The organism is Pontibacter sp. Tf4, from assembly GCF_014212495.1.
GTDB lineage: Bacteria > Bacteroidota > Bacteroidia > Cytophagales > Hymenobacteraceae > Pontibacter.
Genome location: NZ_JACKZC010000001.1, coordinates 580181 through 605662, shown reverse-complemented (window position 1 = coordinate 605662; position 25482 = coordinate 580181). Strand labels below are relative to the sequence as shown.

Sequence of the window (25482 nt, the reverse complement as noted above, 5' to 3'; positions counted from 1 at the left end):
GTATTGTATTCCGAAATATTGTAACAGGAAAATTCTTTCATTAAATTTACTCAGACCTGATCTAAAGGAGGCCAGGTAAATTTTTGAAAAATGCCAGCTCTGCAACCTACTACACTACCTCAGCTCAGTTTAATTTTTAATAAGTTGCCCGGTCTTTATGCCGTCCTCTCGCCCGAACTAACAGTTCTGGACGTAACGGACGCTTACCTGAAAGCACGAAACACCACACGCGAAAGCCTTATAGGCGCGTATTTTCCACATACCTTTGCCGGAGATCCTTCGCTCTTTCATACACCGCCCGTGCAGGCGTTGGAGCAATCGTTACAGCAGGTGCTTAGCCATAAACAGGAGCACCATATAACTCTGCTGTGTTTTAGCGCCAGCATACCCGATGCCCTCGGAGGCGGCACAAAAGAGTACTACTGGAGCGTGACCAACACCCCGGTGCTGTCAGACAGCGGTGAACTGTTGTATATTCTGCACGAGGCCCGCGAAGCATCCGAGAAACAAGCCCGGTCATCTGCCTCACAAACCGACGACTATAGTTCGCTGCTCCATAGTTCCGTAAATGCAGTAACGTGGGAGTACGACCTGGTACACAATAAAATGTACTGGGGCCCACGCCTGAGAGAAATATTTGGCTACACGCCCGAAGAAATGGGGCCCGGTGGCGAGTCGTGGGACGAGCGTGTGCACCCCGACGACTTTAAGGCTGTGCAGGAAAGCATAGAAAGAGCCAACAACTCGGGCAGCAAGGTATGGACAGGCGAATACCGTTTCCGGAAAGCGGACGGCTCGTATGTACCGGTGCTTGATCAGGGCTATATAATTTACCATACTGATGGTCGCGCCATCCGTACGTTGGGCTCTATCATCGATTTGTCGGAGAACCGGAAAGCGGAAACGGAGCTGAAGGAAAGCGATGCCCGTTTCAGGCATCTGCTGGAAGTGCTGCCCCATATGGCATGGCTGGCTGACGCCAACGGCAGGGTACTGTACTTTAACAAAAACTGGTATAGTTACACCGGCATGAGCATTGGCAGCACCGATGGCTGGACCAGCGTTATACACCCCGAAGACACGGCATCTGTTTTAACAGAGTGGTACAATTCGGTGGCCAGCGGCACCCCTTACGAGGCAGAGTACCGCCTGTACAACCACCACGACAAAACATACCGCTGGTTTCTGGAGCGCGGCGTGCCCATGCACGGCTCCGATGGCAGCATACTATACTGGCTGGGCACCCTTACCGATATGGAAGAGCAGAAACAGGCCCTGGACCGCATCCGCGAAAAAGACCTTCAGCTTGAGAACATCCTGAACCACTCTCCGGTACATTTATGTCTGCTGCGCGGACCTGAGCACATTTGCCAGTACATTACTCCCGGCGTAACACTGCTCTATGGCAACCGCCAGTACCTGAACAAGCCGGCACACGAAATATGGCCCGAACTAAGCAATACCCGTTTTTTTCATATCCTGGAAGAAGTGTACACCACCGGTAAAACAGTTACAGTAAACGAGCACAAACTAACTATAGACAAACTGCGGAACGGGCAATACTCCGATGTGTACCTGAACCTGGAATACAGGCCGCTGCTGAACAACGGCCAGCCGGAAGGGATACTTGCCACCGCCACTGAAGTAACAGAACTGGTACTGACAAAGCAAAAAGCTGAAAGGCTTACACTTGCCCTGCAGAAACAGAAATCCTGTTTGTAGTACTGCCACAGGGCTGCAACCTGGTATAAGACGGGTTACGTAAAAGCATTGCAACGGCACAAATTCCTGCATCATAAAAACAAATGAACAGTAACGCTGTTAGCCTGTTATGCTACCCGCACCCGCCGGCAAAACCGGTGGCCCCTGTTAACCTGCTGTTAAATAACAGCCTGATGTTGCGTAAACATCTTTTTTATTTATAACTTGAGTAAACTATAGCCTAAACGGCAACTACAGCCTATTGATCATGAAGCGACTGAAAACCATTTTACTGATAGACGATGACGATACCACCAATTATCTGAACCATCGGCTACTTTCGCGCATGGATACCGCTGAAGATATCCGGGTTGTGACGAACGGGGAAGAAGCCCTGGACTACCTTGGAAAAGCATTTGCCGACGTAGAAGGTTACCCCCGCCCCGATCTTATCTTTGTAGACATTAAAATGTCGGTGATGGATGGGTTTGAGTTCCTGGAAGAATACCAGAAATTTAACGAGGAGGATAAGAAAAGAACTGTTATGATGATGCTTACTTCCTCGGCCAGTTTCTACGATCTTGAGAAGTTGAAGCAGTTCCCGGATGTACTGAAGCATTACTCAAAACCATTGGCAGAAGCTGATGTACGCGAAATTATGCAGGAGCATTTCTGATCCGAAAATATTGATTTTATTCCCTCAGGCGGGGTGCACTTTCTACCGGGTGCACCCCGTCTGCATATAAGCCCTTCGCTAACAATACCTTGTCGCCTGCGTAATGTGTAATAGCTGCCATTTGGTAGTAAAGCATCTAAAGATCAAAAGCTATGGCAAACTATAACGAAGAAGAGAACCAGCGCATCGGTCGTGACCTGCACCGCCGCGACATGGAACAAAACCCACAGCAGCACCCGCAGCGCTATGGTTACCGCGCACAAAAAGACCAGAAATGGAACGAAGGCAATTACTTCCATACCGGCCCGAGCCGCCGCGGCGCCCAGGACCGTGAGAATATGAACCGCAACACCGGCAACCCGCAGCAGCATGGCCCGCAACACCGCGGCGAAGGCGCTCACCTGAACGACCACTACGGCAGCCGCCCAAACAGCACCTACCGCAACGAGCGCTCCTACTTAGACCACGGCGATTCATTCGGGTCACGGCACTATGGCCAGGGCGGAAGCGCGCAGCAGGGCAACTATAGCAACCAGCCCAACGATATGTGGCGCGATACATCCGGTGAACGCAGCAGTTACAAGGAGACCGACGCGCGCTATGGCAGCGGAACGCATAACTGGTACACCGAAGGCCGCTTTACCCGCGATGAGACCCCACCAGAAGAACGCGACAACAGAGGCTTCTTCAGCAGGCTGAAAGATACCTGGAACGACATTATGCACTCCGATGACCCGGACTACAGACGCGAGCGCAACTACCCATCCAGCGAAGACCGCCTGAACTCAAGAAGACGCTATGGCACAGAGCTTTATAACCGCCAGCAGTTTGAACGGGGATACGAAGGCGGACCGCGCTGGGCCGATGAAACAGACTCCGGAAGAGATAATTATTACGATGATATCGACAGAACCCAACGTTATAGAAGATAGTTACGTATAGGGAGCAGGTTAGATAGATTGGTTATAGATTAGTTTTAGTTAGTAGAAGCGAAGCAGGCCCACCTGCTTCGCTTTTCTTTTTTCAGGCCCATCCTTACCTGTGGCTTACATCCTTCCTTAAGCGGCTGTCGTAAACTTAATATCAACTTTGCAGATACAGCTATGAGAAACGAACAGGAATATTACGATAACGAAAGACGCGGACGCCCACACAGGCACGAACAAAACGCAGCCGACCGCTGGGGCAAACCAGATCCGCGCATGAGCAGCCACGAAGACGATTACCCGCGCCAGGAAGAGCATGGAAGAATGGAGGAAGATATACGCCAGAACTGGCGCCCGTTCGACCTGCCACGTAACCGCCACTTCCAGGACGACCGGCACCGGCATACCCAGCACCCGCACCACAGAAACCAGCAGGCCGATAACCGTTGGGGCGAAGGGCTGGAAATGCATCCGCATCATCACCCAAGGCACGCATCAGAGCGGTTTTACGAGGAACAGCGCAGAAGAAATTACTAACAGTTTTAAAGCTCCTGAGAAAATCAGGAGCTTTTTTGTGACTTAAAACCGCTGCCTTACACCAACCCCAAACGAAATCAGTTCAGGCAGGCCGGGCACCATAGTTATCGAAAAATCTGTCTGGTTAGTTAGCTGGTAATTATACTCCAGTTCGCCGGCATACCAGTAGAATTTGTATTGCCAATCGCCGCGCTGGTTAAAATAGCCATCGTCCTGGTAGCCATCCAGCCGGTTCCAGTTGCGGCGGTACACCAGCGTAGGGCCAATGCCACCGTTCATGGAGTGCCTGTTTTTCTGGAAGATGAGCCCGCGCCAGCCAATGTGTGTAAAACCTGCCAGGGATGCTGAGCAATCGGCATAAAGTCCCTGCTCTGCGCGGATGGCGTGTTTGTTTCCAACTATAAACCGGTCGTAGCCAACTATAGCGCCATAGTTCAGGGTAACATAGCCTTTGTCATCAATCCGGTTCGGGAAAATTTCGGGGTGAGGGCTCTCTTTCAGGTGTACCGATAAGCCGAATAACTTAACTGTAAAAGCGTTTTTGTAGCCTGTTTCTTCCTGCTGCGCCAGGCCGGGCAGAGCAAGTGCAAAGCAGAAAGCAAGTATAAACGTGTAGCGGTGCATCAGTTACCTATACGAAAGTTAAACTATAGAATGGTTTCCGGGTGCAAAGATAGAAAAGCGTGAGGGATGGAGCGGTTGTCTGAGCTCCTATAGTTGGGCACCAACTATAGAGCGAGCCGCGAGAGCCCGACGGCTGTGCCGGCACGCCCAGGTTTTTGACAAATGAGATTTTTGACAAAAGACAAAGTACATAACAGCTATAGTTGCCGGTAACTACCAACAACCAATAACCAGCAACTAATAACCAAACCTTCGTACCTTTGCAGCTATAGTTATGGACCAACTCGAAGATTTACTGCAACAGATACGCGCCTGCCGCATTTGCGAAGAGCACCTGGCACTGGGGCCGCGGCCTGTGCTGCGTGCAAGCGCTACGGCTAAGCTGCTTATAGTTGGTCAGGCACCCGGCACGAAGGTACACGCCAGCGGCATTCCCTGGGACGACCAGAGCGGCAAGCGTCTTCGGCATTGGTTGCATATGGAACCGGAAGTGTTTTACGATGAAAGTAAGGTGGCTATAGTTCCGATGGGGTTTTGCTACCCCGGCAAAGGCAAAAGCGGCGACCTGCCCCCACGCCCCGAGTGCGCCGCGCACTGGCATCAGGCTTTACTGTCCCTGCTCCCAAACATTGAGCTCACCTTACTGGTTGGGAAGTATGCGCAGGATTACTTTTTAGGACCCAACGCCCGACCAACCTTAACGGAAACAGTAGCTAACTGGCGCGAGTATCTGCCTGTCTATATGCCCATGCCGCACCCATCGCCGCGCAACCAGTTTTGGGTAAAACACAACCCCTGGTTTGAGCAGGAAGCCGTGCCCGTGCTGCGCGAAACGGTGCAGCAGTTGCTCACCTCAACCTAACTATAGTATATTCGTTGCAAGAAATTCCTACTGATATAAAACACATAAAACTATGGCAAGTAACCTAAGCAGCAAACTACCTGATGTAGGCACCAGTATTTTCTCGGTCATGTCGGCGCTGGCCAACGAACACGGGGCCATTAACCTGTCGCAGGGCTTCCCGGATTTTAACTGCCCCGATGAGCTGATGGAGTTGGTTACAAAGTACATGCACGAAGGTTTTAACCAGTATGCGCCTATGCCCGGCGTGCAGTCGCTGCGCGAAAAGATCAGCATAAAAACCGAGAAACTATACGGTTACCGCCCGGATCCTAACGCGGAAATAACAGTTACATCCGGAGCTACTGAAGCCTTGTTTGCTGCCATTACGGCCGTAGTGAAACCCGGCGATGAAGTAGTGGTGCTGGAGCCGTGCTACGATTGTTATGCCCCGGCCATTCGCCTGAGTGGTGGTATTCCGGTGTATGTACCGCTGGCCTTACCTGGTTTTAACGTGGATTGGGATCTGGTGAAAAAACGTGTTACATCTAAAACGCGTCTGATCATAGTTAACACGCCGCACAACCCAACCGGCGCTGTGATGACCAAGGCCGACATGGATGAACTGGCGCGCATTGTAAATGGCAACAACATTTATGTGATCAGCGATGAAGTGTACGAGCACATGGTGTTTGATGACCTGAAGCACCACAGCGCGCTTGAGAACCCGATCCTGCGCGAACGAAGCTTTGTGATCTCATCGTTTGGCAAAACTTACCACACCACCGGCTGGAAGATCGGTTACGCTGTAGCGCCGCCTGCCCTTACAGCAGAACTGCGCAAGATGCACCAGTTCATTACATTCTGCACTGTTACGCCCCTGCAAATGGCTATTGCCGATTTTATGGACAACGAAGCGCATTACCTGAACCTGCCTGCCTTTTACCAGGAAAAACGTGATGCGTTCGCAGCTTATTTAGCGCCATCGCGGTTCGAGTTTCTGCCATCGGCTGGTACGTATTTCCAGTTGCTGAAGTATGACGCCATCTCGCAGGAGCACGATCAGGATTTTGCCAGAAGACTGGTGCAGGAAGTAGGAGTAGCTGCCGTTCCGGTATCAGCCTTCTACCACGACAAAACCGACCACCATTACCTGCGTTTCTGCTTCGCAAAAAGCGACGAAACCCTTTGCGCCGCCGCCGAAAAGCTGGTAAAACTATAGGTTTGATTGTTGATTGTTGATTGTTGATTGTTGATTGTTTTACAATTCCACATTCATAATTCTTAATTCGTAATTCATAATTCAAAAAAATGGACCTTCGGGTAACGATAGTACAGACAGAACTGCATTGGCATGATGCGGCTGCCAACCGGAATATGTTTGCTGATAAACTGGCTGCAGCCGCTCCTGAAACAGATTTGATCGTGCTGCCGGAAATGTTTTCGACTGGTTTCAGTATGGATGCTCCGGCGCTGGCCGAACAACCCGAGGGCGACACCTTGCATTGGATGCGGGAACAGGCGGCTACTTATAATGCCGTTGTTACCGGAAGCATTATTGTGCAGGAAAACGAGCAGTATTTTAACCGGCTTTACTGGGTTAGACCAGATGGCAGTTATGCGCAGTATAACAAAAGGCATTTGTTCCGGATGGCACAGGAACACCATACCTACACCCCCGGAAGCGAGCGTTTGACTGTAGAACTGAAAGGCTGGAAGATCTGCCCCCTTGTTTGTTATGATCTGCGCTTTCCGGTTTGGAGCCGCAACAACCGCGACCGCTACGACCTGCTGCTGTATGTAGCTAACTGGCCCAAAGTTCGTAGCCTTGCCTGGCGTACGCTGCTACAAGCCCGCGCCATCGAAAATATAGCGTACGTAGTAGGCGTCAACCGCATCGGCACCGACGGCAACAACCATCCTTACTCCGGCGATTCCGCCATCATCCACCCGAAAGGCCATAAGCTACTGGAGACAACCGAGCAGGAAAGCATCTTAACTATAACCTTGAACAAACAGGAGTTTCTGGATTTCAGGGAGGCTTTTCCGGCGCATTTGGATGCCGATGAATTTGAGCTTCTGTAGAATTTGTAGAGACTAAATATATTACCCCTCTGCCTGTGAATTGCTTATTGTTGGTGCGGTAACTTTTGCTGGCGCGGATCTGCGATCCGTGACTTATTCATAATGTCGGATTTGTAATCCGACTGGGCGGGACGCCCAACTATAGTTCGATTCTCGCGCTATGGTAACTATAGGCTCTTTCGGACTTCTCAGTCCGAAAGCAATCTGTAAGGGACATCCATGTCCCCGTTACACTCACCATAAATGCGGACGCGGACGTCCGCAGCAGGAAGGTCTCGGACACGGATGTCCGAAAGAGCTCCCGAAGAAGTAACCTTAACTATAAAACTGCTCCACAGCCTGCAACAAAGCCGCATTATCCTGCACAACTATAGCTTTTAATTCTGGTCGGGCTTGTACCATGCGCTGCAGGCGGTGATGGCTATTTCTGAAAAGGATGAGCTGGTTGTTTTCGCTTTCCAGTACCTGCTCCAGCAGCGGAAAAACGTTACCGAAACCGGCATCGGGTGTAGTGCTATCTATACAAACTATAGTTTGCGTGGCTTCGTGCAGTAACTGTTTTGCATAATGCAGCACCAGCTGTTCTGACCGGGAGTCTAAGTCCAGCAAGGCTACGTCTGGCGACAGCTTTTTTACCTGATCGAGTACGGGGTTTCCGTAAACTATAGTTTCGCCATCACTTAGCAGACGGATGTATAAAAACGCTTTCATTACTGAACTATAAACTTCGCCGTTTTGTGCCTGCCTTGCCGGGTAGTGGCTTTCAGGAAATACATGCCGGCTTTAAAATTACTGATAGGCACATTGTTGTATTGCTTATAGTTTGTAACGCTGCCATACACCTTCCTTCCGATGGCATCATACACTATAAATATCACAGGCTCGGAAGCCTGCACGCGTACCTGTGTGTTTTTATCCGCCAGGTTTGGGTAAATTTCTAAGCTAAGGTCGCCGGTGTGCTCGCCGGGGTTAGTCTGGTAACCGGATGTTTGCTGTAACAGGTAAAGCCCGCCCCCCTGCGTGCCTGCCACAAGGTAATTTTTACCGGGGCCGCCCAGCGCAGCAGCGGTTATGCTCCCGTTTTTGCCCAGTTTTGTGGGCAGCAGCGCATCAGCCAATGGATTTTCCAGGAGATCTGTTTCCGGGGTAAAGGTCTGGTGCAGGATGGCTTTCAGGTTACGGTAAATTTTTATAGTTCCGCTTTCATCCGTTGTGATCAGGTCTATCGTTCCGTCGCCGTCTATGTCTATAGTTGCCGGGTGTAGGTAGCGCTTTTCCAGACTGAAACTGATACCTCCTAAGCTGGTTTTTGTCAGGCTATAGTTGGCGCTGCTTTCGGTGCCGGTGTTGGTGTATAGTTGCAGTTCGCCGGTTGCTTTGCCCAGCAGCATGTCGAGGTCGCCATCGTTGTCGGCATCAAAAAAAGCAGGAGCATCGCCGGCTATAGCGATGTGTACCATTACCTGATCATTAAAGCTATAGTCTGGCCCGGGCAGATAAGCTATTGTGGTGGCGTTGCCTTGTATGCGGGTGTAAGTCAGCACCAGGTCAGTGGCACCGTCGCCGTTCAGGTCTGCGAAGGTGGGTTTAATGTTTCGCAGCTGCTCGTTTGCCAGGCTCAGGTAATCGTCGGTAACAAGCGTAAAAGCAGGCTCGGTGGCGGTGCCAGTATTCTGGAAGTAGCTTATAGTTGCCACATAGTTGCCGTTGCGGTACGAGCCGTTATTCCCCACCAGCATATCCAGGTCGCCGTCGTTGTCCAGGTCTACGAAAGCGGGGTAGGCCCCTTCGCCAAAATCCAGCATCTGGTTCTGCAAAAAATCTTCCTGCACCAGTCCGAAGTCTGGTTTATCCACGGCACTCTTGTTTTGGTATAGCCAGATGGAGCGCTGTAGTTCGGGCTTTACTTCATCGGTTTTGGCCAGGTTAGATGCCACCAGCAGATCAGGTATCCCATCAAAAGTTACATCCTCGTAATACGCCGCCGGAAATACATTGAAGCTGGCCGGGCGCGACGTCTTCGGGAAATCAGTTGTCAGTTCCTCCATCTGTGCCAGTTGTGCCGTGCCTTTGTTTTCCATCAGCAGCAGGTCTTTGCACTGTATGCCCCCGATCAGCAGCTCTTTATCGCCGTCGGCATCCATATCTATCAGTTGCAGGGTGCTGCCGGTGTGGCCGGAGTGTTGCGGTGCGGCTACACGGCAATCTGCCCCGAACACGTAGTTGTTGCAGCCATCGCACTCGGTTATGCCGCCCCACCACGTAGCGTTGCGTGTAAAGCTCAGGGCATTGCAGTCCAGGTTATTCTCTACACGCATGTTCCGGTAGTATTCCAGTCGCTGCCCATGCGAGAACTCTGTTACCAGCACATCCAGGTCGCCATCGCCGTCCACGTCAACTATAGCCGGAATATCGGCAGCAAGCAGTTGCACGTTTACTCCTTTGTCGTAAAGCAGGGCATCCTGGGCAACTACAAAACGGGGCAGGTTGTTTGCTCCTTTCTCCTGCCGGTATACTTTTATGCCGAGGGGCGTGCTGGTAAAAATATCCTTCAGGCCATCGCAGTTATAGTCGCGCAACAATACCCAGGAGGTCAGGTCGGCAGGGAAAAGGGCTTCGTATTCGGGGGCGTAACTATAGCTCCAGGCCCCGTTCCGGTTTACTGCCAGCCACGTAAATATTTTGTGCTGCATGCGGTCGTAGGCAAACAGGTCGGGCTGGTTATCAAAGTTCAGATCTATAGTTGAGAACTGGGGTGTGTTGAGCCCGCCGCTCCAGGGTTGTGGCAGCGCCCCCTGGGCTATAGTTACCGGCACCTGGTGGCGCAGCGCAAACTGCAGCGGCTCCTGGGCTATGGCCGGGGTAGCGGTAAGTAAGAGCAGCAGCAGGACTATCTTTTTCATAGGGTTGTTTGGGGCGATGACGGGCTGTAGCGCCTTTGCCGTTTTGGATGTATATTGCAACCCGTTCGGCCGCCATTTGTTAACGAAAAACGGCTACAGCTTTTATACTTTAAAATTAACTATTTCATGCAGACCAGCATCGAATTTCTGTATCAAAAATACCTTGAGTGCAGCCACGTTAGCACCGACTCGCGCGCCGACCAGCACCAAAGCCTGTTTTTTGCCCTGAATGGCCCGAACTTTAAGGGTGCTGCATTTGCTGCCATGGCCCTTGAAAAAGGCGCTAAATATGCTGTAGTGGATGACCCGGACATGGCCGCTGATAATGTATTTGTAGTAGAAGACACCCTGCAAACGCTACAGGCCCTGGCGCGCCACCATCGTAAAACACTGAGCATACCAGTAATCGGCATTACCGGCAGCAACGGCAAAACCACTACCAAAGAATTGATATACACGGTACTGAGCCAGAAATTCAATACGCTGTATACGCAGGGCAACCTGAACAACCACATTGGTGTGCCGCTAACCTTGCTGCGCATTAAGCCGGAGCACGAAATGGCTATTATAGAGATGGGCGCCAACCACATCGGTGAGATAGAACTGCTATGTACCATTGCCCTGCCAACGCATGGCATGATCACGAACATCGGCAAAGCGCACTTAGAAGGTTTTGGTAGCCTGGAAGGCGTGGCCCGCGGCAAAAGCGAACTATATGTGCACCTCGATAAAACGGAAGGCACCGTGTTTGTAAACACCGGCAACGACCACCTGATGCGCATGAGCCGCCGCATTGCACACAAAGTTACTTACCCGGCCAAAGAAGATTTTTACCACAGCGAGTTACTGGAGGCTTCGCCGTACGTGGTGTATAAAGATGAAGAGGAGAACGTGGTGCACACGCAGCTGGTAGGCAACTATAACTATGAGAACATGGCAGCCGCTGCCTGCATTGGCAAATACTTTGGTGTGCCGCTACAAAAAGCCAACGATGCCATTGCCAACTATAGCCCGGTAAATAACCGCTCGCAGGTACTGCAAAAAGGCAGCAACACCATCATCCTGGATGCTTATAATGCCAACCCGACCTCGATGGCCGCTGCTATCCGCAACTTCGGGAACATGAACGCGCCACGCAAAGTGGTGATACTGGGCGATATGTTTGAGATGGGTGCCGAAAGTGTGGCCGAGCACACCGCCTTAGGAACTATAGCCGCCGAACAACCTTTCGATACGGTAATACTTTGCGGAAAAGATATGCAGCACGCCGCTAAAGCCAACGCCAACTTCAAGCATTTCGAAACCAAACAGGAACTACAAAACTGGCTGCAGCAAAATCCGGTTAACGATAGTTACATCCTGATAAAAGGCTCGCGCGGCATGGGCCTGGAAACGCTGGTGGAGTTGCTATAGTTATGAATTTTGAATGAGTGGTTGAGTGAATTACACTTATATGAAAGATATCTCAAGACAATTCGTCCTCTTTCTTGTGTTTAATTTAATCGTTCTTTCAGATGTAATTGGTCAAGTTAATCTGCCGGAAAGAAGGTTGATTCTATCGCCGGGTTTATCTTTTCAGAATCAAGTGTTTGGAGAAGTCAACTTAATGTATTCACGACTTGAATTATCTCACTCTGGCACGGCAATTTATGGCCCAAGAATAGGTATTGAAACGAATTTCAATCCTGAACATTTCATTTATGCTCCTAAAATAGGGTATGAACTTTCAGGATTGATATTTTCTTTCAGAGGAAGTGCAGTTGGTTATATTGACAATAGAAAACTCGATTTAAGACTTCTGCCTGAAGCAGGATTAAGTTTACTTGGAGCAGTAAACTTAACCTATGGTTATAATATTCCAGTTTCAGATTTTAGAACAGCAGAAATATCAAATCATAAAATTAGCCTTATTACTAACCTTAATTGGGATTTATGGCATGCTATGTAAATCAGGCAAGCAGCAAAATGCAATAAGCAGAAAGGCCAGCAATTTATAGTTGCTGGCCTTTCTACTTTCTTAAAATGTATAGCCCTAAAACGGAGATTCGAAATGCTTTAATAGTGGCAGCACTTCATCTTTTGGTGATACCAGCGGGTTTTCAATACCCCAGTTTATAGTTAATTCCGGGTCGTTCCAGAGCAGGCCGCCTTCTGCGGATGGCTGGTAATAATTGGTGCATTTGTACAGGAAAGTAGTGTTATCCTCCAGCGCTACAAAGCCGTGGGCAAAGCCTTCGGGTACGAAAAAGACATTCTGCTTTTCGGTATCCAGTATACAAGTAACGTGCTTGCCATAGGTCAGCGAGTTTTTGCGCAGGTCAATGGCTACGTCCAGGGCACGGCCCGACGATACCCGCACCAGCTTGCCCTGTGCATAAGGTGGCTTCTGGAAGTGCAGCCCGCGCAATACGCCTTTTTTGGAAACAGACTGGTTATCCTGCACAAAGTTGGGTTGTATACCCAGCTGCTCGAACCACTTCATACTGAAGGTCTCTAAAAAGTAGCCCCTGTCGTCGCGGAACACGCGTGGCTGAAACTCAACTAATCCTTCTATCTCAAATGTCTTAAAATCCATCTGTACGTTACGGTAACTATAGTTTATACTTTTCTGGGGTCGGTCACTTCGGTAATGGCGTGCAGGTAGCGCTGTATCACAAAGTGCACGTCAAATTTTGTTTCGGCCAGGTGGCGGCTGGCCTGGCCCATTTGCTGTAGTTGCGCTGGTGGCAGTTGCAGCATTTGTTCCATTTTATCAGCTAAGTCGGGGGCGTTGCGCACACGGCACAACAGGCCGTTTATGTTTTGCTGTACTACTTCGCGGCAGCCGGGTACGTTGGTCGCTATCAGCGGTTTGGCCATGGCGGCAGCTTCCAGCAGGGTACGCGGCGTTCCTTCGCGGTACGAGGGCAACACCACGCAGTCGGCCTGCGCAATAATGGTGGCTACGTCGTCGGTGGTGCCCAAATATTCTACAGCACCCTCGGCCAGCCAGGCATCCAGCACGGTTTGCTTTATCCCGAAACGGCTTTGTTCATCTACCTGGCCCAGCAGCTGGCACTTTACAGCGGGGTACTTTGCTTTCAGCAGGCGGCAGGCTTCCATGTATTCGGCCACACCTTTCTCGTACAGCACCCGCGCAATCATCAGGAAAGTGAAGGGCGCTGCTGGGTCGGGTTTAGGCTGCGGTGTAAAGGCCTGCAGGTCGATACCGGAACCAGGCAACACTTCGGTAACACCGGCCCGCACCAGGTTGTGCTTCAGGAAAAGCCTGCGGTCGTCCTGGTTTTGGAAAAATACCTTGGCCGGATACTGAAATGCCTGCTTGTATAGTTTAAGCGCAATGTTGGAGATGTAATCCTTTTTTATGAAAACCGTACCCAGCCCCGACACATTGTTGATGGCCGGAATGTTGGCAAAGTGAGCCGCTATAGCACCGTAAATGTTTGGTTTTATAGTGTAGTGCAGCACCACGTCGGGTTTGACGCGGGCATAGGTGCGGTATAGCCGCCAGATCAGCCACAGGTCTTTAAACGGGTTGGTGCCTTTTTCCATTGGTACCGGCACAAACCGGCAGCCGGCAGTTGCCAGGCGCTGCGAGTACGCATCGGGTGTGGCAATAGCTATTACCTCATGGCCTTCGGCAAGCAGTGCCTTTATCAGGCTCAGCCGGAAGTTAAAAATGTTCCAGGAAGTGTTGATAACAATAGCTATGCGCATAAATGCTGTGTAGGACCAAAAGCCGGGCGGGTGGCAGCCTTTTGCCGTCTTTTAAGGTGGCAAGTTACCTAAAATAGCACTATCATCTGAAAAATTACCCTAAATTGCATACTTTCTTCCAAAACCTTTTACTTATAACCAGACCACCATGCCTATAACAGCTTTTTTACATACGCACGTGCTGGTAGTAGTTCTTTTTCTGTTGCTCTTAACTTACAAAGTTATACTGCTGCTGCTGAACAAGCGCGGCACCCTTGCCACTGTCCGCAACAAGACCAAAGTACTGGAAATGATCTTCGGCACACTTATACTGGTTACGGGTGGCTGGCTGCTGTATAACTATAGCGGCGGCATCCCGACGTGGCTCGCCCTGAAAGTAACACTGGTACTGATCGCAATTCCGGTGGCTATAGTTGGCCTGAAACGCGAAAACAAACTACTGTCGGTACTGGCGCTGGTGGTGTTTATGTACAGCTACGGCGTTGCCGAAACCGACAGCCTGGTCATGCAGAAAAACCAGCTTCAGGAAACGTTCGCAACAGCCACCCCTGAAACCGACGCAAGTGAGACCGGCGACGTATCGCTGAGCGAATCGGGCGTGGTGCACGAGGAGATTGTAGCATCGCTTAACGAAACAGCTATGGTTAATGCACAGGCTGTTTTTGTACAACAATGCGCTACATGCCACGGACAGGATGGCACCAAAGGCACCAGCGGCGCAACCAACCTTGCCCAAAGTCAGTTAAGCCTGAACGACCGCAAACAGGTAATTGCCAATGGACGCGGTCTGATGCCGGGCTTCGGAAAGCAACTGAGTGAGCAGGAGCTGGAAGAACTGGCCGCCTATACCTTGACGCTTAAAAAATAATACATGGGTAAAAAGAAATTCTACGAAACCGCCAAACCGCAGGAGACTGCCGTACTGGTGGCCGTACCAGGTTACCGGCAAACCGATGAACAGACAAAAGAGTACCTCGATGAGCTTGCTTTTTTAACGGAAACAGCCGGTGCCCAGACTATAAAACGCTTTGTCCAGAAACTCGAAAGGCCCGACCGCGCCACTTTTGTGGGCAGTGGTAAGCTGGAAGAAATAAAGGCGTATGTGCAGGAGCACAACGTGGATATGGTGATCTTCGACGATGACCTGAGCCCCTCGCAGGTGCGCAACATTGAGAACGAGCTGCAGATAAAGATTGTAGACCGCAGTTTGCTGATACTGGATATTTTCGCGCTTCGTGCCAAAACCGCTCAGGCCCACGCCCAGGTAGAAATGGCCCAGTACCAGTACCTGCTACCCCGCCTTACCAACCTCTGGACGCACTTATCCAAGCAAAAAGGTGGTATTGGTATGAAAGGCCCCGGTGAGACCGAAATTGAGACCGACCGCCGTATTGTGCGCGACAAGATATCGTTGCTGCGCGACCGGTTGAAGAAATTTGAAAAGCAGAACTTTGAGCAACGCAAAGCCCGCTCGGGCATGGTGCGTGTGGCCCTTGTTGGGTATACCAACGTAGGCAAATCTACTATCATGAACCTGCTATCCAAGTCGGATGTGTTTGCCGAGAACAAGTTGTTTGCCACCGTAGATGCCACCGTGCGCAAAGTAGTGCTGGACAATATCCCGTTCCTGCTTTCCGATACGGTAGGGTTTATCCGTAAACTACCAACCAAGCTGATAGAGGCCTTTAAATCCACGCTGGATGAGATACGCGAAGCCGACCTGCTGGTGCATGTGGTGGATGTGTCGCACCCGTCGTTTGAAGAACACATTGAGGTAGTAAACGATACCCTGAAAGACATTAACGCTGCCGAAAAACCGGTGATGCTGGTGTTTAACAAAGTAGATCTGTACTTACAGAAACGTGAGCAGGAAATGCAGGAAGAAGGCCACGAAGTAATGCCATCGATAGACGACCTGAAAGCTACTTACATGGCAAAAGTGCACGCCCCGGCCCTGTTCATTTCCGCTACCAACAAAGTAAACATCGATGACCTGCGCGATGAACTGCAGCGCCGCGTCGCCGAGATACACTACCAGCGCTACCCTAATAATGTGTAAGCTATAGTTTAACTCATATTCTGAAAGAGCTACCCGCACAGTAGCTCTTTTTTAGTTTGTCTGAATCAGATTTTCAGAATTACAGGATTTTCGGGGTTTGGGGATTTCGCTATAGTGGAACAGCTATAGTTTTATAGTTTACAAACACACCCCTACCCCTCTCAAGAGGGGAATTTCTGCTTTTGCTATAGTTAGCAATACAACACCCTCTGTAGTCCCCTCAAGGGGACAATCTCTGTCTTTGCTATAGTTGACAACTATGGTTCTATAGTTACAGACCATGAGCAGGTAGGCGCAGCCTGCCCCAAGAAACTACAACAGCGAGAAAAAATGATCTACCCTAACCAAAAGCAAGAGCAGTAACTATAGTTCAAGCAGAAGCTATCGAGCTTGCTATCAGTCTTTGGGTTGAGCGCCTTGTAGATTTCCGGTGCTGAAAGCATTGCGAGGCACGAGCAAAGGAAATGTACACCGCGCGATGCCCGAAGACGGGGCCTCCCGGCCCGGGAGGGAGCCAAGCAAACTATAGAACTATAGGCTATTAGAGCTGCCAGGATTGGTAGAAACTATAGAACTATGGCTTGTTTCCAGTAGTAGGCAAAGTAAACTATAGCACTATAGCCTTTCAACTATAAGCTGAGATAGATTTCTCACTCTGTTCGAAATGACAATAGTTGAAATGAACTATTGGACATGTAAGATGTCTCGGCTGCGCTCGACATGACAAAAGAGAAACTATAGTCCTATAACTATAGCACCCCTAACTACACCCCTCCCATCCATCAACCACAACAAATTACCGGCACTTACAGTAAAGACACAGAACCATAGCAACTCCTGAATATGCTGTTGGTTTTGTTTGATCACTAATCCCATGAAGACATTATATATCCTGAGACACGCCAAGTCGAGCTGGGAGTTTGAAGAACTGAGCGACCACGACAGGCCGCTGAACAAGCGCGGCCGCACCGACGCGACCCTGATGGGGCGGGAACTGTCGTCGCGCGGAGTGCTGCCCGAACTGATCGTGTCGAGCCCTGCGGTGCGGGCCATTACTACCGCCACCCTGGTAGGCCGCGAACTGGGCTACGACCCCGATGATGTTGTAATTGACGACCGTATTTATGGCGCCGATAAGAACACACTGCTTGAAGTAGTGCAGGAAACGCCCCTGGAGCACGAAAACATGATGATCATAGGCCACAACGAGGCAATCACTGACTTTGCCAACATGCTGTCGCCGGAAGTAGTGGGCAGCATCCCGACGGCCGGTATAATTGCCCTGACCTTCGAATGCGAAAGCTGGTACGAAATAAGCCGCGACAATGCCGAGTTCCTGTTCTTCGACTTCCCTAAGAACTACAAATAAGGTCATTTACAGATTGCTTACCTGGCTGTACACCCGTTGCAGCCGTATGCCGCACAACAACTATAGCAATGGAAAAAGAGAAAAAGAAAAAGCACGAGGTTGCCCCGGAATTCATAAACCGGGAGCTAAGCTGGCTGGCTTTTAACTATAGAGTACTGCAGGAAGCCCGCGACAGACAGGTGCCCCTGCTGGAGCGCATCAAGTTTATGGCCATCTTCTCGTCTAACCTGGATGAGTACTTTAAAGTGCGCGTGGCCACACTCAAACGCCTGATAAAACTGAAGCGCAAAACTATAGAAAAACTGGACGAGGACCCATCGGAAACACTGGACCTGGTGCTGGAAGAAGTAAAACGCCAGCAGGACGAATTTGGCGAAGTGTTCCGCAACGGTATTCTGGCCGACCTGAAAAAGGAAAAGATCCATTTGCTGACAGAACAGGACCTTAGCGCCTCGCAGCGGAAATTCATAACTGCTTATTTTAAGGAGAACCTGCAGCCACTGCTGGTGCCAATGGTGATGGACGACACGGAAACACACTTTTTCCTGAAAGACCAGACCGTGTACCTGGGTGTGCAGATGAGTGACCCCAAAAAAGACAGCGCCGCACCGGAGCAGTTTGCCATGCTGGAGGTGCCTACCAAAAAGCACGGAAGCCGGTTTATTAAGCTGCCCACCCAAAAGAACAACCGCTACGTGATGTTTATAGATGATGCCATCCGCGCCTGTATGCCCTTGCTGTTTCCGGAGTATACCCGGTTCGAGACGCATGCCGTGAAGGTATCACGGGATGCGGAACTGGACATTGAAGAAGATGTATCGGCTAACCTGATGACCAAGATCCGGAAAGGACTGAAAAAACGGGAAATAGGTACTCCTTCACGCCTGCTCTATGACCCCGAAACGCCACAGGCACTGCTGGATGCGATTATGGCGCACACCGGTATAACAGAAGAAGAACTGGTAGAAGGCAGCAAATACCACAACTTCCGCGACTTTTTCGGCTTCCCGGATTTCAACACACCCGACCTGAAGTATAAGCCACAGCCTACTTTGCCGCACCCGTTGCTGGAGCACGAGCCCAGCATGCTTGCCGCCATCAAAAAGCAGGATTACATGGTGCATTACCCGTACCAGAAGTTTGACTATGTGGTAAAGCTGTTTAACGAGGCGGCCAACGACCCGGCGGTTACAGCCATTAGCGCTACCCTTTACCGCGTTGCCGACGGCTCGGCCATTGCCAAAGCCCTGACCAAAGCTGCTAAAAACGGCAAACTGGTAACAGTGGTAGTGGAACTGAAAGCCCGCTTCGACGAAGAATCGAATATGTACTGGGCAGGCAAACTGCAGAAGGCCGGTGCCAATGTTATCCTCGGGTTCCCGGACCTGAAAGTGCACTCCAAGCTGGGCCTTATTACCCGCAACGAGGACGGCAAGCTGGTAAACTACGCCTACCTGAGCACCGGTAACTATAACGAGGACACCTCTAAAATATACGCCGACCATGCCCTGTTTACCTGCGATCCGCGGCTGACTAAAGATGTGGAACAGGTGTTTAATTTCTTTATTGACCGCCAGCCCGACAAGAAGTTCAAGCACCTGCTGGTAGCCCCCATCAACATGCGCGAGCGCTTCACTGACCTGATAAACCAGGAAATAAAGCATGCAAAGGAAGGCCTGCCTGCGTCTATGATCCTTAAGATGAATGCGCTGCAGGATGAAAAAATGATCCGGAAACTATACGCAGCCAGCCAGGCAGGTGTAAAGATAGAGTTGCTGGTGCGTGGCATCTGTTGTCTGCAGCCCGGTGTAAAAGGCCTGAGCGAGAACATTACCGTGCAGGGTATTGTGGACCGCTACCTGGAGCACGCCCGGGTGTACATTTTCCATAACAACGGCAACGAGAAATACTACATAGCCTCTGCCGACTGGATGACACGAAACCTGGACCGTCGCGTAGAAGTTGCCTTCCCGCTCTACCAGCAGAACCTTGTGGAACAGGTACGCACCATCATAGACCTTCAACGCTCCGACAACACAAAATCGCGCCACGTAGATAACAGCTACGTACAAACCTCATCCGACGACAGCATCCGTGCCCAATACGCCACTTACAACTACCTGCAAAGTCTGTTGGATTAAGGTTAAGCGCTGTTTTCGGCCGGAGCTATAGTTACCGTTCATTACCTCACCCCAGCCCTCTCCTAAAAACAGGAGAGGGAGTATTATCTGAATCTTTAAATAGGGCCCTTACCCAAGGATTTACAGGATTAAGGATTTTCAGGATTAGGCTATAGTTGGTGGCTATAGTTTTATGGTTGCCCGTTTTGCTGGCGCGGGTTTGTAACCCGTGCCTAACTATGGTGTTGAGTTTGTAACTCAACTGGCTCGGTAGAGACAGAAATGTCTGAACTGGGATTAATGGTGATGAGAGGATTTTCAGGATTCGTGCTTTTTGCTATAGTTTAAGCTACTGTCCTATAGTTGGCGTGATCCAACCACCCCTGCCCCTCCTTATCCAAGGAGGGGAACTCTGATACTGCTATAGTCTCAACTATAGTTCTATAGTTACAGCCCATAAGCAGGCAGGCGCAGCATGCCCCAAGGAACTATAACCACGAGAAGAACAGATCTACTTTAACAAAGAACAAATACAGACAACTATAGCCAAATCATAACCTATCTAATATGATATCAGTCTTTGGGTTGAGCGCCTTTGACTTGTTGCGGTGCCGTCAGGCAATCCGAGGCACGAGGATAGCAAGAAGGCAGCAGCGCGATGCCCGAAGCCGGGGCCTCCCGGCCCCAGAGGGAGCTTACCAAGCTATAAAACGATAGGTAAGTAGAGCTCCCAGGAATAAAAGCGGCTATGAAAGAATAGGCTTGTGTCGAATAGTAAGCAAAGCAAAGTAAACTATAGCACCAGACACTAGCAGGAGCTACGCACGCTGCTAGGTCTTTACAAACTATAGCAGGATATATTATCAAACTATAAGACACATAAGATGTCTCACAGCTACGCTGGCTCTTTTCGACTCGCGTCTCAAGAATGCTCGACATGACAATACTAAATATAGCCAGCTAAACTATAGAACCAAAATCCTGCTCTTACTTTTGTTTCTCCATAAACTTTCTCGGTGGCACGGCATATAACTCAATTCGGACATAGCCGGCGCCGGCCAGGTCGTTGTTCAGGATTTCGTTGCGGGAGCCGACCTCGTCGAATACACGGTTGCGGTAGTATTGCCGGAAACCTCCTTCCAGCGAGAACCACAGGAAATCGTAGATCTCACGTTCCAGCCGGAGAAAGCCTTTAAAGTCGGTGCGCCGCAGCTCTATTTCTTTAAACTGCGAAAGCGGGCCTTCGTCGATGTAGAGGTTGTAGCTGGCGCCATCTATTTTGTAGCCGGTATACAGCAGTGTTTTTTCGTTCACGTTACGGCGCAGGCGCACGTTTGCCGGAAATATCGCTTCTACGCCCCAGTTATCGTTAAAGGTGCGGTTGTAGATAATGGCAGGGTAAATGCTGCGGCGCCCGAATGTATAGCCCACCTGAAAACCCACCCCGATGACATAATCCGGTGATTTTTTCCAGCCATAGCCGGCTTCAAAAGTAGTTTTCAGGTAATCTATAAGGTTATTGCTGGCACCATCTTTCTCCCAATCGCCGTTCAGCTCACCATTTATGCGGAGCAGGTAAAAGCGACGATTATCGATAGAGCGCAGGAAGGCCATTTGGGCTCCCAGGCTGTGCAGGTTCTTATCCTCCAGGTACTGGTATAAATTGTAAGCAGCCGGGGTTACCTTGTCGAAGTTAAACTCTTCGAGTTTGTAGTCTAACCCTATTATCACCTTGGTCTGAGGCTGGTTAACGATAGGCGCGTATATTTTTGCCTCGAATTTGTTATTGCGCCGCACACGGCCGCTGCCGCTCTCAACACGCGGGTCCTTAGACTCCGACTCTATATCGAACTGCGGCAGACGCTCATAACCTATAATAATGCCGCGGCTCTTGCCTGTGTTGCGCACCGAGGGGCTGGCGTACTCTTCTATTGTTTCGGTTTCGGGGCCTTGTGCCTTTGCTTCAGGTGCAGCCCAGAGCAGGGCAACAGCCCCTATTATCAGTAATTTCCTTTTATTCATAGTTGTGTTGTGTAAGCAGTCTGCCGGCTACGCAGAAAATAGTGCATGCTCTACATACGGCCCTGTTTAGTTTAAGTGTAGCTTTTAGAACTGGAAACCGAAGTTTAGCATCCAGAGCTCATCATCGCTGCCAACAGAACGGGTGAGCGTAAGCACGGTACGGTTCAGGAAATCGACCCATACGCCAGCGCCGTAGCCGTGGTGCAGACTTTTTATAAAACTAAACTTCCGGTCATCATCGGCATACACACGGCCGGTGTCGTAGTGGCCAAGCACGCCAAAATTGCCCGGTGCCAGGTACAGGTTAAAGTCGAACAGCTCGACACGGGCCTCGGCATTGCCATAGATAGCGCTGCGCCCCGAAAAGCGGGTACGGCGGTAGCCGCGCAGGTTGTCGGTGCCGCCCAGCGTGCTGGCCTGGTAAAACCGGAAATCGCCGAAGTTATGCGATGCCCCTACTCGCCCTGCCCAGGTAAGCTGGAACGGGAAGCCCGGCGTAATATAGAACCTGAACTCGGAGCTGATGCGGCCATAATCCAAGGCATTTGAACCTAACTGATGATTGTAGCTGATGTGGTTGTACCAGCGCAACCCGATACGCGGGTTGGCATCGGTGCCGCCGCCCACTACATCCATGTTGGCAAAAGCCTCCACGCCCAGGTATTGCTGTGCATTAAAGCTGCCTTCTTCAGAGTTAAAGGTGCCCGGTTGCAGATTGCCCGCCAGTGCCTGGTCCACTATAAAGCTCTCGCGCTGTGGTTGCGTTATCTTAAACCGGTCATACACCGGCCCTATGCCCACCTGGAAGAATGAAGCGACGTCCTTGTACAACATGGCACTTACCCGCTGCCGCTCAAATCTTACCCTGTAGTAAGCATCATCTGTACCGGCTTTTTGTTCGGTTTCGTTGCCCAGGCCGTAATAATTACGCTGGTACTGTGGGCCTTCCACTTCGCCCTTCAGCAGCAGGTGGAAACTACCCATTACCTGTCTGAAATCGCCGGCGTAACGGATGTTGTATGACTTTGTGAGAAACGCATAGTTGGCTTCCAGCAGATGCTCCGATGCGTACGGGTTTTTGCGGAACTTATGAGTGCGGGCCAGTATGCCGGCACCTACAAATAAGCCATCATCCACGTTATACTCCAGCGACAGGCGCGGTCCGATATAAGGTTGTTTATAGCTGGTCCGGTCGTACTGGTTTACTTCGGCATAAGGAGCAGTTTTGTCCTTGGTTTCGGGGCCAAATGCAAAGGCATTGCCTTCTGATTTATCGTAAACTATCGTATAATTTTTAAGACCGCTTACATTCGAGTTGTCAGCAATGCTGTCGCGGTCTTCGCCGCCGATGATGCGTACTAAAATGCCTTTATCTACATCGCCGCTAACTATAAACTCGTCCTGGCCGCCCAACCCGTACAGTCTTATTTCCTTTGTTTCGTTGGTGTAAAAAGTACGTTTATACAGCGTATCGCGCAGCTCGCCTTCCCTGGTTATCTTGTAAATGGTAACATTGGTCTCGTTATCGTTGGCGCGGTTAACTATAAAACGTTCGTGCTTGTTACTGCCGGTTACATCTACGTACCTGGCCAGGTGCTCGTAATAGCGCATGGCCACCTGAGGGAGTTTATCGCGGCGGGCTTTCAGTTTGGCAATTATCTCCGGACCCGATATCGGATAGATGGACTCGGGCAGGTCGCGCACGGCTTCTTCTATTACGGCATCGGTCATGCTGGCCTTTATGTCTTCGGCTATGCGCAGCCAGTCCTGCCGGCTTACGCTGGACAAAAAGGTACGGTCCACGGACTGGGCACTCAGGTTAAGACCAATGATGTCGCCATAGTCGTAGCCAAAGTTCTGGATATTGCGGATACCCCACTTGCGGGTTGCCAGCCACGGCAGCACGCCATCCACTTTAAAAAATGCCTGGTCGCGGTCTTCGGGCACGGGTATGTACAGGTCGCCGTTCGCAGGGTCCTTGTCCTTTTCAGCCCAGCGCCACTGCCCTTCGTGCCGGTCCCAGTCGCCTATGAGCATATCCAGCAGGCGGGCGCGGGCAAACTCCTGCTCATCTACTTCGTTGTCGTTGTCTTCGTGCAGTTCTTCCAGCAACTTGTCGGTACCTATCAGGTTGGTGGCGTTACCCAGGCTGGCTACATCTTCGTGGTTCTCGTCGGCATCCTCTTCCAGCATGGCCAGCATGTTGCTGTACTCGTCCATGTACTGGCGCAGGTAAGGCGTCTCCGGAATATACACCAGTTTAGGATTAGTATGATATACACCGGCGGCATCGGCCAGTTTAGGAACTACCAGCGCGCCATACGGATGCTGTGCCGAGATCTGGTCCTGCAACAGGTCGCGGGCTACGGTTTCGCGCAGGTACTCGGGCAGCACCATGGTCGGGTCTTTGTTCACGCTGCGCAGGGTATACTCGCGTGCATCGGGGTTACGCACCTTCAGGGAGGTGGTCTGGCGGCCGCCGCCTTTCTGGTAAGGCCGTAATCCGCCAAGCTCCAGTTTCATATCCAGGGCAGGCACGGTAACCGGTGTGGCCCATTCCTTGCGGTAATGCTCGCCTAACAGCAGTTTCTTTAAGCCACCTGCTTTATAGTTGGGGTTGGCAGCTATAGTTAAGGTGCTGTCGGCATAGTTGGTATCGTCCTGAATTACCGGGCGCTCCTTGCGCGGCTGCTTGGAATAGACCGGCGTCCGGAATGTGATCTTGCCAGTAGAGCCATCGCCTTCAGGTGTCCAGAATTCGGTCCATACTTCGCCGTTCTCATAGTAGAGCACCTTGGCAAAGCCTTTTATCTTGTGGGCATAGTGGGCATCGCCACCGCCTTTTATGTGCTGTATCTTGCAGCCCGAGCCACTTACGATCAGTCCGGCATTGTTGTGTTTAAAGTACTCGAGGGCATGCTCGTGGCCGGCAGCATAAATAATGTTGTCGTACTTATCGAAGATGTTGTAAAGGCCCTGAATATAAGCCTGGTAACGCGGGTGCGGAATATCCTGTAATATACCACCGTACTTACGCGCAAACGGATAAATAGAACCAATTACCGGCAGGGGCATGTAGATCCAGTCGCGGAGAAGGGTAAACGGGAAAATATGGTCTTTCAGGGTAAAGAAACCGCCATGCACACCCCGGCTCTTGAGCGGGTGGTGCGCCACGATCATGATATCGCTGCCGGCGTTTTTCTCTATGATATCTTCCAGTTGAATGAGCAGGTCTACCTCGGTGGCAGCGCCGCAGCTGCTGTTTTCGCCATAAGGTCTGTCAAAAGGGTGCAGCCACCATTCCGAGTCCAAGGCAATAAGCACCAGGTCGTCGCTGATCTTTACCTCATAAGGCCCCGGACAGCCATTGCCGGGCACGTAAAAGTCGCCGCCGGTTACAATGTTCTCATCTGTCAGGTACTCGTTTACATACTGTTGCTCGCGCATCACGGCCTGCAGACCGCCGCGGCCGCTGTGGTTCCAGTCGTGGTTGCCGGGTATCATGTACTTTTCGCCGGGGTACCCTCGTAGTATGTCCAGCTGGGCATTCAGGCGTTGCTCCGATACTTCGCGGTCGTAAGCGCCGGGCTCGGGCAACCCGTTGTGGTACACGTTATCTCCTAAAAAGATAGTAGCGCTTTTTTCGCCGGCCTCCATCATCTGCTGGCGCATCAGCTTTAACGATGGCTCTCCGTTCTGCAGGTCCGGCGCTCCTACGTCGCCAATCAGGAAAACGGTGTACAGTAGATTGCTATCGGGTTTCGGCTTGGTTTGCTGCCAGTTAGCGGCCTGGGGGCCATAGTATACATCGTGCGGTGCGCAGGCGCTCAGTATAAAAATGAACAGCACCATGCCAAACCGTAGTATGGTAGAGTGCCCGGGAGTGTATTTTTTTCTCATAG

20 protein-coding genes are annotated in these 25482 nt (G+C 50.8%); 13 read left to right on the top strand and 7 right to left on the bottom strand.

Annotation, left to right across the window (positions count from 1 at the left end; genetic code table 11):
• The first annotated feature begins 144 nt into the window (after window positions 1-144).
• The 4 genes from H7F15_RS02630 (at window position 145) to H7F15_RS02615 (ending at window position 3840) form a co-directional block, all read left to right on the top strand.
• Window positions 145-1722: a PAS domain-containing protein gene (locus tag H7F15_RS02630; protein ID WP_185195380.1), complete on the top strand. Its 1578-nt coding sequence runs from the start codon at window positions 145-147 to the stop codon at window positions 1720-1722.
• A 247-nt stretch (window positions 1723-1969) separates the two neighbouring features.
• A complete protein-coding gene (locus H7F15_RS02625; RefSeq protein ID WP_185195379.1) occupies window positions 1970-2377 on the top strand; it encodes a response regulator in 408 nt (135 codons plus the stop codon).
• 152 nt (window positions 2378-2529) lie between these two features.
• The gene (locus H7F15_RS02620) at window positions 2530-3309 is read left to right on the top strand and encodes a hypothetical protein (RefSeq protein WP_185195378.1); all 780 of its coding nucleotides are present in this window, start codon (window positions 2530-2532) and stop codon (window positions 3307-3309) included.
• A 171-nt stretch (window positions 3310-3480) separates the two neighbouring features.
• Window positions 3481-3840, top strand: a complete 360-nt coding sequence (locus tag H7F15_RS02615) for a hypothetical protein (protein WP_185195377.1) — start codon at window positions 3481-3483, stop codon at window positions 3838-3840.
• A 42-nt stretch (window positions 3841-3882) separates the two neighbouring features.
• Here the strand turns inward: H7F15_RS02615 and H7F15_RS02610 are convergent, their stop codons facing one another.
• The gene (locus H7F15_RS02610; RefSeq protein WP_185195376.1) at window positions 3883-4464 is read right to left on the bottom strand and encodes a hypothetical protein; all 582 of its coding nucleotides are present in this window, start codon (window positions 4462-4464) and stop codon (window positions 3883-3885) included.
• 274 nt (window positions 4465-4738) lie between these two features.
• Between H7F15_RS02610 and H7F15_RS02605 the strand changes: the two genes are divergently transcribed.
• The 3 genes from H7F15_RS02605 to H7F15_RS02595 all read left to right on the top strand — a co-directional run bounded on the left by H7F15_RS02605 (window position 4739) and on the right by H7F15_RS02595 (window position 7390).
• Window positions 4739-5326 (top strand): uracil-DNA glycosylase family protein, encoded by a 588-nt coding sequence (locus tag H7F15_RS02605; RefSeq protein ID WP_185195375.1) that lies wholly within the window; start codon window positions 4739-4741, stop codon window positions 5324-5326.
• A gap of 52 nt (window positions 5327-5378) precedes the next feature.
• Window positions 5379-6527 (top strand): methionine aminotransferase, encoded by a 1149-nt coding sequence (locus H7F15_RS02600; protein ID WP_185195374.1) that lies wholly within the window; start codon window positions 5379-5381, stop codon window positions 6525-6527.
• A gap of 89 nt (window positions 6528-6616) precedes the next feature.
• Complete coding sequence (locus H7F15_RS02595) at window positions 6617-7390, top strand: amidohydrolase (protein ID WP_185195373.1); 774 nt, start codon at window positions 6617-6619, stop codon at window positions 7388-7390.
• 315 nt (window positions 7391-7705) lie between these two features.
• Here H7F15_RS02595 and H7F15_RS02590 read toward each other — a convergent pair whose 3' ends face one another.
• Window positions 7706-8101 carry a hypothetical protein gene (locus H7F15_RS02590; protein ID WP_185195372.1) on the bottom strand — a complete coding sequence of 132 codons (396 nt, stop codon included), beginning with the start codon at window positions 8099-8101 and terminating at the stop codon, window positions 7706-7708.
• Window positions 8101-10293, bottom strand: a complete 2193-nt coding sequence (locus H7F15_RS02585; protein ID WP_185195371.1) for a T9SS type A sorting domain-containing protein — start codon at window positions 10291-10293, stop codon at window positions 8101-8103. The genes H7F15_RS02590 and H7F15_RS02585 overlap by 1 nt, the downstream gene beginning before the upstream one ends.
• Window positions 10294-10419: 126 nt before the next feature.
• Here H7F15_RS02585 and murF point away from each other — a divergent pair, with 126 nt between their 5' ends.
• A complete protein-coding gene (gene murF / locus H7F15_RS02580; protein ID WP_185195370.1) occupies window positions 10420-11706 on the top strand; it encodes a UDP-N-acetylmuramoyl-tripeptide--D-alanyl-D-alanine ligase in 1287 nt (428 codons plus the stop codon).
• A 40-nt stretch (window positions 11707-11746) separates the two neighbouring features.
• On the top strand, window positions 11747-12241 hold the full coding sequence (locus H7F15_RS02575) for a hypothetical protein (protein ID WP_185195369.1): 495 nt from the start codon (window positions 11747-11749) through the stop codon (window positions 12239-12241).
• An 84-nt stretch (window positions 12242-12325) separates the two neighbouring features.
• Here the strand turns inward: H7F15_RS02575 and rfbC are convergent, their stop codons facing one another.
• Window positions 12326-12868 carry a dTDP-4-dehydrorhamnose 3,5-epimerase gene (gene rfbC / locus H7F15_RS02570; protein WP_185195368.1) on the bottom strand — a complete coding sequence of 181 codons (543 nt, stop codon included), beginning with the start codon at window positions 12866-12868 and terminating at the stop codon, window positions 12326-12328.
• Window positions 12869-12891: 23 nt separating this feature from the next.
• A complete protein-coding gene (locus H7F15_RS02565) occupies window positions 12892-14010 on the bottom strand; it encodes a glycosyltransferase family 4 protein (protein ID WP_185195367.1) in 1119 nt (372 codons plus the stop codon).
• Window positions 14011-14158: 148 nt separating this feature from the next.
• Here H7F15_RS02565 and H7F15_RS02560 point away from each other — a divergent pair, with 148 nt between their 5' ends.
• The 4 genes from H7F15_RS02560 (at window position 14159) to ppk1 (ending at window position 19579) form a co-directional block, all read left to right on the top strand.
• Window positions 14159-14878 carry a SirB2 family protein gene (locus tag H7F15_RS02560; RefSeq protein WP_185195366.1) on the top strand — a complete coding sequence of 240 codons (720 nt, stop codon included), beginning with the start codon at window positions 14159-14161 and terminating at the stop codon, window positions 14876-14878.
• Between the two features lie 3 nt (window positions 14879-14881).
• Window positions 14882-16069, top strand: a complete 1188-nt coding sequence (gene hflX, locus H7F15_RS02555) for a GTPase HflX (RefSeq protein ID WP_185195365.1) — start codon at window positions 14882-14884, stop codon at window positions 16067-16069.
• A gap of 874 nt (window positions 16070-16943) precedes the next feature.
• Window positions 16944-17438: a histidine phosphatase family protein gene (locus tag H7F15_RS02550; protein ID WP_185195364.1), complete on the top strand. Its 495-nt coding sequence runs from the start codon at window positions 16944-16946 to the stop codon at window positions 17436-17438.
• A gap of 68 nt (window positions 17439-17506) precedes the next feature.
• Window positions 17507-19579 carry a polyphosphate kinase 1 gene (gene ppk1 / locus H7F15_RS02545; protein WP_185195363.1) on the top strand — a complete coding sequence of 691 codons (2073 nt, stop codon included), beginning with the start codon at window positions 17507-17509 and terminating at the stop codon, window positions 19577-19579.
• Window positions 19580-20545: 966 nt separating this feature from the next.
• Here the strand turns inward: ppk1 and H7F15_RS02540 are convergent.
• Both H7F15_RS02540 and H7F15_RS02535 read right to left on the bottom strand, forming a co-directional pair.
• Window positions 20546-21580, bottom strand: coding sequence for a DUF6268 family outer membrane beta-barrel protein (locus tag H7F15_RS02540; protein ID WP_185195362.1), 1035 nt, complete (start codon window positions 21578-21580; stop codon window positions 20546-20548).
• A gap of 84 nt (window positions 21581-21664) precedes the next feature.
• Window positions 21665-25480: a metallophosphoesterase gene (locus H7F15_RS02535; RefSeq protein ID WP_255481038.1), complete on the bottom strand. Its 3816-nt coding sequence runs from the start codon at window positions 25478-25480 to the stop codon at window positions 21665-21667.
• Window positions 25481-25482: the final 2 nt, after the last annotated feature.

What these genes read in the sequence shown, in the direction of transcription:
- H7F15_RS02625 (WP_185195379.1), top strand. Translation starts at nt 1,970, where the DNA reads ATGAAGCGACTGAAAACCATTTTACTGATAGACGATGACGATACCACC.
- H7F15_RS02620 (WP_185195378.1), top strand. Translation starts at nt 2,530, where the DNA reads ATGGCAAACTATAACGAAGAAGAGAACCAGCGCATCGGTCGTGACCTG.
- H7F15_RS02615 (WP_185195377.1), top strand. Translation starts at nt 3,481, where the DNA reads ATGAGAAACGAACAGGAATATTACGATAACGAAAGACGCGGACGCCCA.
- H7F15_RS02610 (WP_185195376.1), bottom strand. Translation starts at nt 4,464, where the DNA reads ATGCACCGCTACACGTTTATACTTGCTTTCTGCTTTGCACTTGCTCTG.
- H7F15_RS02605 (WP_185195375.1), top strand. Translation starts at nt 4,739, where the DNA reads ATGGACCAACTCGAAGATTTACTGCAACAGATACGCGCCTGCCGCATT.
- H7F15_RS02600 (WP_185195374.1), top strand. Translation starts at nt 5,379, where the DNA reads ATGGCAAGTAACCTAAGCAGCAAACTACCTGATGTAGGCACCAGTATT.
- H7F15_RS02595 (WP_185195373.1), top strand. Translation starts at nt 6,617, where the DNA reads ATGGACCTTCGGGTAACGATAGTACAGACAGAACTGCATTGGCATGAT.
- H7F15_RS02590 (WP_185195372.1), bottom strand. Translation starts at nt 8,101, where the DNA reads ATGAAAGCGTTTTTATACATCCGTCTGCTAAGTGATGGCGAAACTATA.
- H7F15_RS02585 (WP_185195371.1), bottom strand. Translation starts at nt 10,293, where the DNA reads ATGAAAAAGATAGTCCTGCTGCTGCTCTTACTTACCGCTACCCCGGCC.
- murF (WP_185195370.1), top strand. Translation starts at nt 10,420, where the DNA reads ATGCAGACCAGCATCGAATTTCTGTATCAAAAATACCTTGAGTGCAGC.
- H7F15_RS02575 (WP_185195369.1), top strand. Translation starts at nt 11,747, where the DNA reads ATGAAAGATATCTCAAGACAATTCGTCCTCTTTCTTGTGTTTAATTTA.
- rfbC (WP_185195368.1), bottom strand. Translation starts at nt 12,868, where the DNA reads ATGGATTTTAAGACATTTGAGATAGAAGGATTAGTTGAGTTTCAGCCA.
- H7F15_RS02565 (WP_185195367.1), bottom strand. Translation starts at nt 14,010, where the DNA reads ATGCGCATAGCTATTGTTATCAACACTTCCTGGAACATTTTTAACTTC.
- H7F15_RS02560 (WP_185195366.1), top strand. Translation starts at nt 14,159, where the DNA reads ATGCCTATAACAGCTTTTTTACATACGCACGTGCTGGTAGTAGTTCTT.
- hflX (WP_185195365.1), top strand. Translation starts at nt 14,882, where the DNA reads ATGGGTAAAAAGAAATTCTACGAAACCGCCAAACCGCAGGAGACTGCC.
- H7F15_RS02550 (WP_185195364.1), top strand. Translation starts at nt 16,944, where the DNA reads ATGAAGACATTATATATCCTGAGACACGCCAAGTCGAGCTGGGAGTTT.
- ppk1 (WP_185195363.1), top strand. Translation starts at nt 17,507, where the DNA reads ATGGAAAAAGAGAAAAAGAAAAAGCACGAGGTTGCCCCGGAATTCATA.
- H7F15_RS02540 (WP_185195362.1), bottom strand. Translation starts at nt 21,580, where the DNA reads ATGAATAAAAGGAAATTACTGATAATAGGGGCTGTTGCCCTGCTCTGG.
- H7F15_RS02535 (WP_255481038.1), bottom strand. Translation starts at nt 25,480, where the DNA reads ATGAGAAAAAAATACACTCCCGGGCACTCTACCATACTACGGTTTGGC.